Source organism: Streptomyces sp. NPDC104761, from assembly GCF_055583445.1.
In genome coordinates this window covers 384039-398427 of sequence record NZ_JBVJNZ010000001.1, presented here as the reverse complement: position 1 = coordinate 398427, position 14389 = coordinate 384039, and the positions used below count along the sequence as shown (strand labels likewise).

The window sequence follows — 14389 nt, the reverse complement described above, 5'->3', positions numbered from 1 at the left end:
CCCAGCAGCACATGCACACCGTCATCCGCACGCCCAACGGCGGCGACTACGGAGTCGACCTGCTCAGGCTCCACTTGGAGACCGACCACTGAGCAGCCCGCTCGGGGCTCACCAGAGCCGCGTGCGTCCAGGCCGGCTCGTGGGTCACCGGCTGGGCGGCGCGGGCGAGGGTACGACGGTCCGGGTGACTGCCGGCCGCTATCAGCGGCCGTATGTCCACCTCAGCCACCAGGCCGCGGGTCGAGACCACTCGCCAGAGGGAGGCCAGCAGCGTGTCCGCGCCGACGTAGGCGGGCACGGTGCTGGCCGCTCCGGCTTCCAGCCGGTAGTGCAGCCGCACCGGCTGCACGGCCGCGCCGGCGTCCAGTGCGGCCTGGAACACGGCCCGCCGGAACCGTCCCTGGGCCCGGCCGCACCAGGTGCTGCCCTCCGGGAAGGCGACCACCGCGGCCCCCTCCCGCAGCGCTCCCGCGATCCGGCCGACCGTGTCCGGCAGGGCACGCAGCCGGTCCCGGTCGATGAACAGCGCCCCGGCCCCGGCCACCAGCGCGCCGGCGACCGGCCACTCGCGGATCTCCTTCTTGGCGAGCATCCGCGCCGGCCGTACGGCGGCCAGCAGCGGGATGTCCATCCAGGAGATGTGGTTGGCGACGAGCAGCACTCCGCCGGTGCTCGGGGCGCTGCCGGTGATCCGGACCTGGACCCCGGCGGCCCGCACGAGCGTGCGGGAGAACCGCCGCACCCACTCGGTGGGGATCCTCCCGCCGAGCGGCAGCAGCGCGATGGCGACGAGCATCAGGGCCACGACTGCGGCGAACCGCAGCACGGCCCGGGGCAGGGTCGTCAGGGACCCCGCACGCTCCACGCAGGCGCCCGGGGTGCAGGGCGCGCTGGGCAGCCAGACGCTCATCAGGCCGGGACGAGCGAGAGGAAGTGCCGCAGATAGCGCGCGTTGACGCGGCGCATCGACAGCAGCACGTACATGTCGGCGACCCCGAAGTCCGGGTCGTGCGCGGGCTCGCCGCACACCCAGGCGCCGAGGCGGAGGTAACCGCGCAGCAGGGCGGGCAGCTCGGTACGGCCCTCGGGGGCGGGCACGTCGGGGACCCAGGGGTGCAGCGGCCGTACCCGGAACTCCTCGGGCGCGAGGTGCTTGGCCTGCACCCGGTCCCAGGTGGCGGCGGCGAGGGCGCCTCCGTCGGCGAGCGGGACGGAGCAGCAGCCGGCCAGCCACTCGTGGCCGCGGTCGACCATGTAGCGGGCTATGCCGGCCCAGATCAGGCCGATGACGGCACCGTCGCGGTGGGCGGGGTGCACGCAGGAGCGGCCGACCTCGACGAGGCCGGGGCGGATCGGGGCGAGCGGGCTCAGGTCGAACTCGCCCTCGGAGTAGAGACGGCCGGCCACCGCGGCACGCTCCGGCGGCAGCAGCCGGTAGGTGCCGACGACCTCGCCGGTGAGGGCCTCGCGGATGAGGAGGTGGTCGCAGTACGCGTCGAAGGCGTCCACGTCCAGTCCCGGCTCCGGCCCGTCGAGCCGGGCGCCCATCTCTCCGGCGAACACCTGGTGGCGCAGCCGCTGTGCGGCCCGGACGTCGTCCTCGTCACGGGCGAGCTGCACCAGGTAGCCGGAGTCCCCGGGCGGGGCGGCGAGAGCGGGGGGTGAGGCGGGCATGGCGGTCATGGAGGTCTCCTGCGCCGAGCGGAAGCTGAGGAAATCTGCACCTGCTTTCTTCCGTGGCAGGCTGGACTCGGCGTGACATGCGCGGGACCCGTGGATGTGGGACTGCTGAATGCCGGGGGTCGGAGGGTGTACGGTCACTGAGGGACGCGTCGGGGTAACGCTACCGTGAACCCACGGCCACCCTGAAACGCGAGACGGGGCCGGAGAGCACCAACCCCGACCCCGCCCGTCCGCACCTTTCGGCGAACGTTCACTGAAGCGCACCTGAAGGGGGCGCGGGGAACTGCGCGACAAGCCACGACGGCGCCACAGCCCGCAACGGCGCTACCGCTTTCCCACCTTCCGGGTAGCCCGCAGCCACTCCCTGTTCATGCTCGTAATGGACACCAGCGGAATCCCCTTCGGGCAAGCCGTCGCGCACTCCCCCGTCAGCGTGCAGCCCCCGAACCCCTCCGCATCCATCTGCGCCACCATGTCCAGCACCCGCGTCTCCCGCTCGGGCGCCCCCTGCGGCAGGACGTTGAGGTGATTGACCTTGGCGGAGGTGAACAGCATCGCCGCCCCGTTCGGGCACGCCGCCACACACGCCCCGCACCCGATGCACTCGGCGTGCTCGAACGCGAAGTCGGCGTCGGCCTTCGGCACCGCCGTGGCGTGCGCCTCCGGCGCCGCCCCGGTCGGCGCGGTGATGTACCCGCCGGCCTGGATGATCCGGTCGAACGCCGACCGGTCGACGACCAGGTCCTTGATCACCGGGAACGCCGACGCCCGCCACGGCTCGATGTCGATCGTGTCGCCGTCCTTGAAGGACCGCATGTGCAGCTGGCAGGTGGTGGTGCGCTCCGGCCCGTGCGCGTCCCCGTTGATCACCAGGGAGCACGCGCCGCAGATCCCCTCGCGGCAGTCGTGGTCGAAGGCGACGGGATCCTCGCCCTTGAGGATGAGCTCCTCGTTGAGGGTGTCGAGCATCTCCAGGAACGACATGTCGGAGGAGATGCCGTCCACCTCGTACGTGGACATCGCGCCGTCGGCGTCGGCGTTCCGCTGCCGCCAGACGCGCAGGGTGAGCTTCATGCGTAGCTCCGCTGGGTGGGGTGGACGTACTCGAAGACCAGGTCTTCCTTGTGCAGCACCGGGGCGTCCCCGGTGCCGGTGAACTCCCAGGCGGCCGCGTACGCGAACTCGTCGTCCTTGCGGGCGGCCTCGCCGTCCGGCGTCTGGGACTCCTCCCGGAAGTGGCCGCCGCAGGACTCGGCGCGGTGCAGCGCGTCGAGGCACATCAGCTCGGCCAGCTCCAGGTAGTCGACGATGCGGTTGGCCTTCTCCAGGGACTGGTTGAACTCCTCGCCCGTCCCCGGCACCTTGATCCGGCGCCAGAACTCCTCGCGGATCTGCGGGATGCGCTCAAGCGCCTTGCGCAGTCCGGCGTCCGTGCGGGCCATGCCGCAGAACTCCCACATCAGCTCGCCGAGTTCGCGGTGGAAGGAGTCGGGGGTGCGGTCGCCGTCGACGGACAGCAGCAGGTTCAGCCGGTCCTCGGTCTCGGCCAGCACATCCTGGACGACGGGGTGTTCGCCGGTCACCGCGTCCTGGTGGGGGTTGCGGGCGAGGTAGTCGTTGATGGTGGCCGGGAGGACGAAGTAGCCGTCGGCCAGGCCCTGCATCAGCGCGCTCGCGCCGAGCCGGTTGGCGCCGTGGTCGGAGAAGTTGGCCTCGCCGACCGCGAACAGGCCGGGAACGGTGGTCTGGAGGTCGTAGTCGACCCAGAGCCCGCCCATCGTGTAGTGCACGGCGGGGTAGATCCGCATCGGCACCTCGTACGGATCCTCGTCCGTGATCCGCTGGTACATGTCGAAGAGGTTGCCGTACTTGGCCTCGACGGCCTTGCGCCCCATGCGCCTGATCGCGTCGGCGAAGTCCAGGTAGACACCCTGGCCGCCCGGGCCGACGCCCCGGCCCTCGTCGCAGACGTTCTTCGCGGCGCGGGAGGCGATGTCGCGCGGGACCAGGTTGCCGAAGGACGGGTAGATGCGCTCCAGGTAGTAGTCGCGCTCGTCCTCGGGGATCCGGTTCGCGGGCCGGGTGTCGCCCTTGGCCTTGGGCACCCAGATCCGGCCGTCGTTGCGCAGCGACTCGCTCATCAGGGTGAGCTTGGACTGGTGGTCGCCGGTGCGCGGGATGCAGGTGGGGTGGATCTGGGTGAAGCAGGGGTTGGCGAACCAGGCACCGCGCCGGTGCGCCCGCCAGATCGCGGTGGCGTTGGAGTTCATGGCGTTCGTCGACAGGTAGAAGACGTTGCCGTAACCACCGCTCGCGAGCACGACGGCGTCCGCGAAGTACGTGTCGATCTTCCCGGTGATCAGGTCCCGGGCCACGATCCCGCGCGCGCGTCCGTCGACGACGATCAGGTCGAGCATCTCCGTGCGCGGGTGCATCTCCACGTTCCCGGCGGCGATCTGCCTGCTCAGCGCCTGGTAGGCGCCGAGGAGCAGCTGCTGGCCCGTCTGGCCGCGGGCGTAGAAGGTCCGGGACACCTGGACACCGCCGAACGACCGGGTGTCGAGCAGCCCGCCGTACTCGCGGGCGAACGGCACGCCCTGCGCCACGCACTGGTCGATGATCTCGACGGAGATCTGCGCGAGGCGGTGGACGTTGGACTCGCGGGCCCGGAAGTCGCCGCCCTTGACGGTGTCGTAGAACAGCCGGTGGACGGAGTCGCCGTCGTTGCGGTAGTTCTTCGCCGCGTTGATGCCGCCCTGCGCGGCGATCGAGTGGGCGCGGCGCGGGGAGTCCTGGTAGCAGAACTGGACGACGTGGTAGCCCTGTTCGGCGAGGGTGGCCCCGGCGGAGCCGCCGGCCAGGCCGGTGCCCACGACGATCACCGTGTGCTTGCGCCGGTTGGCGGGGTTGACCAGCTTGGCCTCGAAACGGCGCTTGTCCCAGCGCTCGTTGACCGGTCCCGCGGGGGCCTTGCCGTCGGAGACGGGTTCGCCGGTCGTGTAGTTCACGTATTCGGTCATGTTCAGCTCACCACTCCGGTCATGACACCCACGGGTACGGCGATGAATCCGGCCGTGAGCAGCAGCGCGAGGACGTCGGCCGTGATCTTGAGGGCGCGGTCACGGGTGCGGCTGCCGACGCCGAGGGTCTGGGCGGCGCTCCAGAAGCCGTGCCGCACATGCAGGCCGAGCGCGAGCATCGCGACGATGTAGATGACGTCGCCGTACCAGGTGGAGAAGGTGTCCACGACGTTCTGGTACGGGTGGCCCTCCTGGAAGCCGCCGGAGTGCACCGTGCCGGTGGTCAGGTCGAGGATGTGCCAGACGATGAACAGGCCGAGGATGATCCCGCCCCAGCGCATGGTGCGGGTGGCGTAGGAGGCCCGCTGCTTCGTGTGCACGTACTTGCTCGGGCGTGCCCTGATGTCGCGACGGCTGAGCTGGTAGGCGGACGTGGCGTGGGCGACCACGGCGACGACCAGGACGATCCGGATGAGCCAGAGCGTCCACTCGTAGTGCATGAACGGTTCGCCGATGGTGCGCAGCCAGTGGGCGTAGTGGTTGAACTCGCCGGCCCCGAAGTAGATCTTCAGGTTCCCGATCATGTGGACGACCAGGTAGAGCAGCATGATCAGGCCGCTGACGGCCATCACGGTCTTCTTGCCGACGGAGCTGTCCCACATCGTGCGCGCCATGGACGGCCGTCGGTCCGTCCGCGTTGCCAGAGCCATGGGGATGACGGTAGGGCCGGACCACCCGATCGGTCCAAGACATGGTCCGGCTGGATTCCATAGCCGGAAGCTATCGTGTCCCCATGCAGTTCCAGCAGCTTCAGTACTTCGTCGCCGTGGCCGAGACCCGGCACTTCACCCGGGCCGCGGAGCTGGTCCATGTCGCCCAGCCGTCGCTGTCCCAGCAGATCAAGGCGCTGGAGCGGGAGCTGGGGGCGGATCTCTTCCTGCGCGCGCGGGGCAACATCACCCTCACCGACGCGGGCGAGGCGCTGCTGCCGCTGGCCCGGCGCATCCTCGCGGACGCGGACACCGCCCGGCACGAGGTGCAGGAGCTGGTGCAGCTGCGGAGCGGCCGGGTACGGCTGGGGGCGACGCCGAGTCTGTGCACCGGGTTGCTGCCGGACGTGCTGCGGGCGTTCCACGACCGGTATCCCGGGATCCAGCTGCTGATCGAGGAGAACGGCTCCCACGACCTGGTGCGGGAGCTGGCGCGCGGGGCGCTGGACCTGGCGCTGATCGTGCTGCCGCTGCCGCCGGCCTCGCCCGCGCTGACGACCGTGGAGCTGTTGCGGGAGGACCTGGTGGTGGTGTCCTCGCCCGAGGCGACGGCGCCCGGCCGGGGGCGGGGCGGGGTGAAGATCTCCGATCTGGAGGGGGAGCGGCTGGTGATGTTCCGGCACGGGTACGACCTGCGGGAGCTGACCGTCGCGGCATGTCGCTCCGCCGGGTTCGAGCCGGCCTTCGCGGTCGAGGGGGGCGAGATGGACGCGGTGCTGGGGTTTGTGCGGGCCGGGTTGGGGGTGGCCGTGGTGCCGCGGATGGTTGCCGCGCGGTCGGGGCGGGGGTTGCGGGTCACTCCGTTGGCCCGGCCGGGGTTGCATCGGACGATCGCGTTGGCGCACCGGAGTGACGTGGCGCCGCCGCGGGCCGCCAGGGAGTTGCAGAGGATGCTGTTGGAGCGGTGACCGATCGGTGACGTAGCGTGGTCGGGTGCGGGTGCGTGGGGACTGGTCGCGCCCACGCGGCGGAGCCGCACGTCGAATACGGCCCCGCGCCCCTAAAGGGGCGCCAGGTGCACGCCCCGAAAAGGGCGCGGGGAACTGCGCGAGCAACCACCGACAGCCCGCGTTGTACCGAGCGGCCCGACCCCTGGCTGGTCAGCCCGTGGCGTCCACCAGGGCCAGCTCGTGCAGGCGCTCCGGCGGGCCCGGGCGGGCGTAGTACCAGCCCTGGGCCGTGTCGCAGCCCAGTATCCGGAGCTGCTCCGCCTGGGCACCCGTCTCCACGCCCTCCACCGTGACCGCCAGGTCCAGGCTGTGGGCCAGGGTGACGATGCCCTCCACGATCTTGAGGTCGACCGGATCCGCGGGGAACTGCTGCATGCTCTGGGTGAAGGAGCGGTCCAGTTTGAGGATGCTCACCGGCAGGCGGCGCAGGTTCGCGAGGTTCGAGTAACCGGTGCCGAAGTCGTCCAGGGCGATGTCCACGCCCATCTCGGCGAGGCGCCGCAGGGGCTTGAGGAGGTCGTCGTCGGCGCCGATCAGGGCGGACTCGGTGACCTCGAGGCAGAGGGCGTCGGGGGCCACCCCGGTCCGTTCCAGGATGTCCACCGTGTCCTGGACCAGGCCGGGATGGGAGAGCTGGCACGGGGAGAGGTTCACGTTGATCCGCAGTGGGCCGGCGCCGTCGTGCTCGCCGTAGCGTTCTCGCCACTCGCGGGCCTGGCGGATCGACTCCTCCAGGACCCAGCGGCCCAACGGGACGATGAGGCCGGTGTGTTCGGCGAGCGGGATGAACCGGTCGGGGCCGAGTACGCCGTGCTGCGGGTGCAGCCAGCGGACCAGGGCCTCCGCGCCGCGGACGCTGCCGTCGCCGAGGTGGACCAGCGGCTGGTACTCGATGAAGAACTCGTTCCGGTCCAGGGCGGCCGGCAGTGCCGTGGTCAGGCCGTGCCGGGTGATCGCGCGGGCGTCCGCCTCGGGGTCGGCCAGTTCGAAGCGGTTGCCGCCCGCCGACTTGGCCCGGTACATCGTGATGTCGGCGCTGCGCAGCACCTCGGCCGGGGTGCGCTCGCCCGCCGGGCCCTCGACGATGCCGATGGAGCCGCGGACCATGAGTTCGCGTCCGTCGATGCTGATGGGCGTGACCAGGGCGTTCATGATGCGGTCGGCCAGGTCGTCGACCTCGCGCTGGGTGGCAGGTCCCGTGGTCAGGGCCACGAACTCGTCGCCGCCGAGCCGGGCGACCATCTCGCCGGGCGCGGTCGCGCAGGACTGCAGCCGGTCGGCGACCTCCACGAGCAGCCGGTCGCCGGCCGAGTGGCCGAGGCTGTCGTTGATGGTCTTGAAGCCGTCCAGGTCGAGGTAGCACAGGCCGAAGCGCTGGCCCTCACCGGCCGACAGGGCCTTCTCCAGGCGCTCGAAGAACAGCGTGCGGTTGGGCAGGCCGGTGAGCGCGTCGTGGGTGGCCTCGTAGCGCAGCCGGAGGTTGAGCAGCCGGCGCTCGGTCGTGTCCTCCATGAGGGCCAGCTGGTACTGCGGTTCGCCGTCCGCGTCCCGGAGCAGGGAGACCGTCAGGTTGGTCCACAGGACCGTGCCGTCGGAGCGGTTGAAGGCCTTCTCGACGTGGTAGTGCTCGCGGTCGCCGCGCACCAGCTCCTCGTAGAGCCGCCAGGTCTGCGGGGCGTCCTCGGGATGCACCCACTCCCTGACCTTGCGCCCGCGCAGGGTCTGCTCGGAGCCGCCGAACATGCGCAGCAGCGCGCCGTTCACCTGGAGGACGTTGCCTTCGAGGTCGGCGATGCCGATTCCTATCGCCGCGCCCTCGAAGACGGCCCGGAAGCGGGCCTCGCTGGCGTGCAGTGCCTGCGCGACCACGCCCTGGGCGCGCAACGCGGCCTGGGCGATGGCCTCCTGCTCGGCCAGCGTGCGCTCGCGCAGCGCCTGGGCGAATCCGGCGGCCATCGCGTGCTGGATCCGCGAGGACCGCATCCGCAGCTCGTCCTGGGGGCCGTCCTCGCCGCAGTACAGGACCAGGTAGGCGTCGACGCAGTCGAGGGAGCGGGTGAGCGCCTCGGGGTCGGTGCAGTGCGCGTCGATGAGCGCGGCGCCCACCTGCCGGGCCTCGTCGGTGTCGAAGCCGTGCGCCAGCAGGATCTCGCTCAGCCGGCGGGCCAGCGGGAGGAGTTGCTCCTCGAACTCCGGGCGGGTCAGGGACGTCGAGGTGACCGGGAACACCGCCCGGCTCCAGATCGTCGCGAACCTGCGCAGTCTGTCCTCCGGGCCGCCCGGCTCCGCGGTCACGCCGCGATCCCCACGCCGGCGAATCCGGAGAAGGCGAACGGATCCTCGTCCTCCGGCGCCGACTCCGGCCGCCAGTGCGGCATCGGCACCAGTCCGGGTTCCACCATGTCGTACCCCTCGAAGAACCTTGCGATCTCGTCGCGTGAGCGCATGATCAGCGGGTTGCGAATGTCCTTGTATACGTCCACCGCGCCCTCGGCCCGCTCGGCAGGCAACGGGATTCCCTCGTACGAGGCATGCGTGAGAACAAGCAGGCTGCCGGGCGCGAGTGCGTCGCGCAGCTGTGCCACTGCCCCGTACGGGTCGTCCGCGTCTTCCACGAAGTGCAGTATGGCAACGAGAAGCAACGCCACTGGCCGATTCAGGTCGATCAGGCGCTCCACCTGAGGGCTGGACAGGATCTCGTGGGGCTTGCGGAGATCGGCGGCGACCACGTCCGCGTCCTCGTTGCCCGCGAGGACGGCGTTGCTGTGCGCCACGGCCACCGGGTCGTGGTCGACGTACACCACGCGCGCGCCGGGGTGCGCCGCCTGTGCGACCTCGTGGACGTTGCCGAAGGTGGGGATGCCGGAGCCGATGTCCAGGAACTGGTCGATGCCGGTGTCCACCGCGTGCCGGACGGCGCGGCGCATGAAGGCGCGGTTGGCCTGCATGATCTTCGGCAGTCCCGGCAGGTGGGTCAGCGCCTTGCGGGCGGCTTCCCGGTCGACCTCGAAATTGTGCGAACCGCCCAGGTAGAAGTCGTAGATACGCGAAACGCTCGGCACCGAGATGTCGATGCTCCGTGGGGCCCAGGCGGGACGCTCCATGTATCTCTCCAAGGCTGAGACGATCCGGTGTTCGAGCTGAGGCTACTGATCGCCCGCGAACGGGGGTAGCCGAAACGGAAATTGACCATCCGTTCCCGGTCACTGCCTGGGAATTCAGGTGTGCGGTTTGGGGGGCGTTCGGTTTGTTCGTCGGGTGCGGGTGGTTCGTGGCTGCTCGCGCCCACGCGGCGGAGCCGCATATCGGCACGGCCCCGCGCCCCTTCGGGACGCGCTGCAGCGGGGCGCCCAAAGTACCCGGGGACGCGCAGAAGCCCGCCCCCTCCGTGCGGTGCGGAGGGGGCGGGCGGTCAACCCTGGTGAGGTGACGGCTAGTTGCTCGGCGCGCCGACCAGCTTCCCTTCGGGCGAGACGGCGTACCAGGTACCGCCGACACCCTGGCCGTTGGTGTCACCGGCCTTCGTGTCCCCGGAGAAGGTGTAGATGGGCCAGCAGTTGACCGTCTGCTGCTTGGCGCCGTCGTCGGGACGGGTGAAGCCCATCAGGCCCTTCTTCACGATGCCCTTGGTGTCGCTGGAGGCGACCTCGGCGACGGCCGGCCACTTCACGAGGCAGTCGCCGGTGCAGTTCGAGACCACCTTGGGCCACGCCTTGTCCTTGATGAAGCGGTAGACCGTCATGCCGTTCTTGTCGACGATGATGTCGCCGAGCTTGGCGTCCTTGCGGACCGACAGACCGGGCAGGTCGGCCAGCGTGGCCTTCTTGCCGTCGGGGGCGGTCGCGAACCACTTGCCGCCCACGCCCTGGCCGTTGACGTCACCGGCGTTGACGTCCTTGGCGTACCGGTACATCGGCCAGCCGGCGACGGTCAGCTGCTTGGTGCCGTCGGAGCGGGTGACCTCGCCGAGCAGCGACTTGTCGATGCCGGCACCGGCCGTGGCGTCGTCGGCCGGCACCGGCGGCCAGGTGGTGGCGCAGTCGCCGTCACAGTTCGACTTGGGGGGATTGGCGGTGTCCGCGTCGAAACGGTAGAGGGTGAGGCCGCTGCCGTCGGTCAGCACCTTGCCCAGGTCGGGGTTGCTGGCAACGGTCAGCTTGCCGGCGGGCGCGACCGCGGCCGGGGAGCTGGAGGCCTGGCTGCCGTCGGCGCCGTAGCCGTTGGCCGCCCCGGTGGAGGCAGAGGGGTTGGTGATGCTGCCGATGCCGGCCGGCGCCGTGGCACCGACGTTCTGGGCCGCCGAGGACGGAGTGGTCGTGTTGTCCTGACCGCACGCCGTCGCGAACACCATCACCCCCGCGGCCGTGGCCACCAGCGAGGCGCTCCTCCACGAGGTCTTCATCGTCAACTCCCCATAATCGCCTGGTTATTGCAGCGCCTCTGCGCCGCCGCACGACACCAGGTACGGATGCCGGGGGCCGAAGTGTTCAACGACCGCACAAATTTCTTTCGGGACACTGTGGCCGCGGACCGTGTCCCGCACGGGCATACGCTTCGAGCCATTCGCGGTGCGGTGTGATTCAAACCGGTTTACGTCACATGTCCCCCGTTCGGGCCAATCACCCGGTACTCCGGCGTGCGACGGCGCCCGACGCCCCATGATCTCCGTCGTGCATGCACCCGAAGTGACCAGACTCGCGCCCGTCCCCAGGGTATTGGCCCTGCTGACGCTGACGTGGGCCCTGGCGGGCTGCCCGGCCGGCACGGCGTCCGCCGACGCCTGCGCCTCCGCCTCGACGGGCCCCGACGGCATCCACGCGGTGGCCGTCGCCGGGGGCTCCTGGCCCACTCCCCCGCCGTGCCCGGTGCCCACCGAGCCGCCCTGCCCCACGCCGACCCCGACGCCCACGCCCACTCCGACACCCACCCCGCCGCCGAAACCCACCCCGAAACCCAAGCCCACGCCCACCCCGAAACCGCCGCGCCCGGCACCCCCGCCGCCACCCCGGCGGGCACCGGCCCCGAAGCCCACGCCCACCCCCAGCCCGCCACCGGCGCCGCGGCCCAAGCCGAAGCCGGCCCCCACCCCGTCGCCGAAGCCCACCCCGCGGCCCTCGCCGACCCCGGTGACCTACCCGCCGTACCACGTCCGGTCGGCCGGTGCGACGGCCCCGAACCGCACCTCTCCGGTCACCTACGTCCTGCTCATCGCCGTACCCGCGATCATCGCCGTCGCCGCGTTCCGCGCGCGCTGACGGCCGACCCACCGAACCTGGAGGCTTCCGTTGCCGGATTGGCTTGTTCTCGTCCTCGCGATGCTCGCGGCCGTTGTCGTGGTCGTCATCATCACCCTCGTCCGTGACAAGAGGGCGGCGGAGGACGAGGATCCCTCCGAGACGCCGGACGTCATCGAGTACATGACCATGTGGATCGGCGTCATCTACGCCATCGTCCTCGGTCTGGCGGTGGCCGGGGTGTGGGAGGCCCGCAGCGCCGCCCAGGACCATGTGCAGGCGGAGGCGCAGGCGCTGCACGAGATCTACGAACGGGTGCGGGTGTATCCGCCGGACACGCGTGACCGGATCCGGGCGGACGTGGACGCCTACGCCGCCCAGGTGGTCGACAAGGAATGGAAGGAGATGGCCGACCACGGGCGGCTCTCCCAGCACGGTGCCGAGCTGCTCGCGCAGATCCGTCAGGACGTCACCGACTACGAGCCGAAGACCGACTTCCAGGCGCAGGCCTACCAGCCGCTGGTGGACCAGGTGGCCGCGCTCGACCAGGCGCGCAGCTCCCGGGCCGACTCCACCGGGGCGACCATGCCGAGCGTGGTGTGGATCGGCCTGCTGACCGGAGCGGCGGTCACCATCGGCATGGTCTTCGCGCTGCAGATCAGGCGTTCCCGGCGCGAGCTGGTCCTGGCCGGTCTGTTCACCGCGACCATCACCTTCATGCTGTTCCTGATCTGGGACTTCGACGAACCGTACAGCCGGGGGATCACGGCGACGGCGCAGCCGTTCCTGAACCTCTTCCCGCACCTCAAGGGGTAGCGGGCACACCGGGGGACATCGTGCCGCGGCGCGCCACGCCGCCCGTGTCCCCCGGACGGCCGCCCCAGGTCCCTCGTTCGCCCTACAGCGTTCGCGCGCATGTGCGGAGGTTTCTAGCGTTCCGATCATCGAGGTGCATTTCCGGCGCCGGCGGAACAGGTCCGCATGCCGCTCCTCGGGGACCGGAGGAACCACCATGCGCGCGATACGCGTTGCCTCGGCCGCCCTGCTGGGCCTCGGCGCCCTCGCCCTCTGCGCCCCGGTCATCCTCGCGAGCGACACGGCCGGCGGCGGCCGGGACGGCGGCCGGGCCAGTGACACGTCCTTCGGCTTCCGGGTCACGCCCACCACCGTCACGGCGGGCGGCCGGGTGAGCCTGCACCTGGACCGCGGCAGTGGCTGCCGGGGCGCGGCGACGGTCACCTCGGGCCTCTTCGACACGGTCCGCATCCCGTCGGGACAGGACTCGGGGACGGCCACGGTCGACCGGACGGCGAAGTCGCAGTCGTCGTACCGGGTGACGTTCAACTGCGACGGCACCAGCGCGTCCACCGAGCTGGCCATCGCGAGCAGCACGCCGGCCGGACGGGACGCCGTGCACGCGGCCGGGAACGGCGACGGGAACGGCGTGGGAAGCGCGCGCACCGACGGGCGGACCGGCGGAGGTACGGACAGCGGTACCGATGCGCACGCGGACAGCGGCACCGACGGCGGTACGGACGCAATGACGCACAGCGGCAGCGGTACGGACGGTCGCGCCGACGGTGTGGCCGACGGCCGTGCGGACACCGCCGGTTCCGGCAGCCGCCAGGCGCTCAACCCGCAGCCCCTGCCGCCCGGGCGGGGTGTGCAGGCCGGTGAGGGCGGCAGCGTCGGCGGGTTCGATCTCGGGGAGATCGGCTTCGGTGCGGCGCTCGTCGCGCTGTCGGTCGGTACGGCGTACCGGCGCTCGCGCAGACACGCCGGCGACGAGGAGGGCGCCTGATCATGGTGCGGCCGGGCGGGTCCGTGTCCCGGTCCGCCGCGGAACCGGGACACGGACCCGCCGGCTCAGAGCCGCTTCTCGCCCCGGCGGCGCAGCCAGAACCCGCAGCCGGCGAGCACGGACGCACCCACCAGGCCGCCGCCGATCGCCATGTCCGCGGGGGTGGCCCCGCTGGAGACGCTGCCGCCGAGTCCGCCGTGGACGCCGCCGAGCACGAAGAACGCGTCCCGCCGCAGCAGGGTGCGTCCGTCGCAGCGCACGGTCAGGTCGTACGGGCCGGGGCTGGCGTTGCGGTCGATGGTGGCGACACCGCGCGCCATGTCGCCGCCGAACGGGAACAGCGATGTCGTACGGAAGGCGCGCGAGGTCATGGTGCCGCTGCGGCAGTTGTTGACGGTGACGGTGATCCGCTGGCCGGTGGCGATCGACCGGGGCTGGACGTCGATGTCGCGGGCGCCGTCGCCCCGGTCGCCCCGGTCGTCGAAGTCGTCGAAGCGGCCGTCGTCGCCCCGGCCGCGGTTGCCGTTGTCGAAACGCCGGTCGCCGAACCCGCCCACCCCGTATCCGGGGACCACGACGCCCGGGACCGCGATCCCGGGGGCCACGCCGAAACCGCCGACGCCGGGGGCGACCCCGACCCCGCCGACGCCCGGACCGACGCCGACCCCGCCGACTCCGGTCCCGGGGGCGACGCCCGCCCCACCGACGACCGGGGCCTGGGTGTTGGGCGGGCCGCCGGGGTTGCCCAGGCCGTCGGCGACGGCCACGGGGGCGGCGGCGCCGAGAACGGCGACCACGGTGCACGCGGCCGCCAGCGCACGTGAGTTTCGCATCTCTTCCTCCGCGGAAGGCGCCCCGGGAACGGTCCCCGGTGGATCGGCGAGAAAGCACCTCCCGAATAGACCCTCAGTTGCCCGGAACACGCCCGCAT

The 14389-nt window shown here is 71.5% G+C and carries 13 protein-coding genes; 4 read left to right on the top strand and 9 right to left on the bottom strand.

Going from position 1 to position 14389, the window contains the following annotated elements; translation table 11 throughout:
- Nucleotides 1–46: 46 nt before the first annotated feature.
- The 5 genes from ACZ63F_RS01830 to ACZ63F_RS01810 form a co-directional block, all read right to left on the bottom strand.
- Nucleotides 47–910 (bottom strand): lysophospholipid acyltransferase family protein, encoded by an 864-nt coding sequence (locus tag ACZ63F_RS01830; protein WP_469707733.1) that lies wholly within the window; start codon nucleotides 908–910, stop codon nucleotides 47–49.
- Nucleotides 910–1683 carry a GNAT family N-acetyltransferase gene (locus tag ACZ63F_RS01825; protein ID WP_469707732.1) on the bottom strand — a complete coding sequence of 258 codons (774 nt, stop codon included), beginning with the start codon at nucleotides 1681–1683 and terminating at the stop codon, nucleotides 910–912. Before ACZ63F_RS01825 ends, ACZ63F_RS01830 begins: the two co-directional genes overlap by 1 nt.
- Before the next feature lie 324 nt (nucleotides 1684–2007).
- Entirely contained in the window at nucleotides 2008–2757 is a 750-nt protein-coding gene (locus ACZ63F_RS01820) for a succinate dehydrogenase/fumarate reductase iron-sulfur subunit (protein ID WP_469707730.1), read from the bottom strand.
- A complete protein-coding gene (locus ACZ63F_RS01815) occupies nucleotides 2754–4703 on the bottom strand; it encodes a fumarate reductase/succinate dehydrogenase flavoprotein subunit (protein WP_469707728.1) in 1950 nt (649 codons plus the stop codon). The genes ACZ63F_RS01820 and ACZ63F_RS01815 overlap by 4 nt, the downstream gene beginning before the upstream one ends.
- Before the next feature lie 2 nt (nucleotides 4704–4705).
- Nucleotides 4706–5377, bottom strand: coding sequence for a succinate dehydrogenase (locus ACZ63F_RS01810; protein ID WP_469709286.1), 672 nt, complete (start codon nucleotides 5375–5377; stop codon nucleotides 4706–4708).
- Between the two features lie 119 nt (nucleotides 5378–5496).
- Between ACZ63F_RS01810 and ACZ63F_RS01805 the strand changes: the two genes are divergently transcribed.
- Nucleotides 5497–6381, top strand: coding sequence for a LysR family transcriptional regulator (locus tag ACZ63F_RS01805; protein WP_469707727.1), 885 nt, complete (start codon nucleotides 5497–5499; stop codon nucleotides 6379–6381).
- A 192-nt stretch (nucleotides 6382–6573) separates the two neighbouring features.
- Here ACZ63F_RS01805 and ACZ63F_RS01800 read toward each other — a convergent pair whose 3' ends face one another.
- From ACZ63F_RS01800 to ACZ63F_RS01790, 3 genes are all read right to left on the bottom strand, one after another.
- Nucleotides 6574–8718, bottom strand: coding sequence for a putative bifunctional diguanylate cyclase/phosphodiesterase (locus ACZ63F_RS01800; RefSeq protein ID WP_469707725.1), 2145 nt, complete (start codon nucleotides 8716–8718; stop codon nucleotides 6574–6576).
- Complete coding sequence (locus ACZ63F_RS01795) at nucleotides 8715–9527, bottom strand: SAM-dependent methyltransferase (RefSeq protein WP_469707723.1); 813 nt, start codon at nucleotides 9525–9527, stop codon at nucleotides 8715–8717. The genes ACZ63F_RS01800 and ACZ63F_RS01795 overlap by 4 nt, the downstream gene beginning before the upstream one ends.
- Before the next feature lie 329 nt (nucleotides 9528–9856).
- Nucleotides 9857–10825 carry an SCO0930 family lipoprotein gene (locus ACZ63F_RS01790; RefSeq protein WP_469707722.1) on the bottom strand — a complete coding sequence of 323 codons (969 nt, stop codon included), beginning with the start codon at nucleotides 10823–10825 and terminating at the stop codon, nucleotides 9857–9859.
- A 724-nt stretch (nucleotides 10826–11549) separates the two neighbouring features.
- Between ACZ63F_RS01790 and ACZ63F_RS01785 the strand changes: the two genes are divergently transcribed.
- From ACZ63F_RS01785 to ACZ63F_RS01775, 3 genes are all read left to right on the top strand, one after another.
- Nucleotides 11550–11678 carry a hypothetical protein gene (locus ACZ63F_RS01785; RefSeq protein WP_351955512.1) on the top strand — a complete coding sequence of 43 codons (129 nt, stop codon included), beginning with the start codon at nucleotides 11550–11552 and terminating at the stop codon, nucleotides 11676–11678.
- Between the two features lie 30 nt (nucleotides 11679–11708).
- The gene (locus ACZ63F_RS01780) at nucleotides 11709–12473 is read left to right on the top strand and encodes a bestrophin-like domain (RefSeq protein WP_469707720.1); all 765 of its coding nucleotides are present in this window, start codon (nucleotides 11709–11711) and stop codon (nucleotides 12471–12473) included.
- A 196-nt stretch (nucleotides 12474–12669) separates the two neighbouring features.
- Nucleotides 12670–13458 carry a hypothetical protein gene (locus ACZ63F_RS01775; RefSeq protein ID WP_469707717.1) on the top strand — a complete coding sequence of 263 codons (789 nt, stop codon included), beginning with the start codon at nucleotides 12670–12672 and terminating at the stop codon, nucleotides 13456–13458.
- Between the two features lie 65 nt (nucleotides 13459–13523).
- Here the strand turns inward: ACZ63F_RS01775 and ACZ63F_RS01770 are convergent, their stop codons facing one another.
- On the bottom strand, nucleotides 13524–14291 hold the full coding sequence (locus ACZ63F_RS01770; RefSeq protein WP_469707715.1) for a hypothetical protein: 768 nt from the start codon (nucleotides 14289–14291) through the stop codon (nucleotides 13524–13526).
- Nucleotides 14292–14389: the final 98 nt, after the last annotated feature.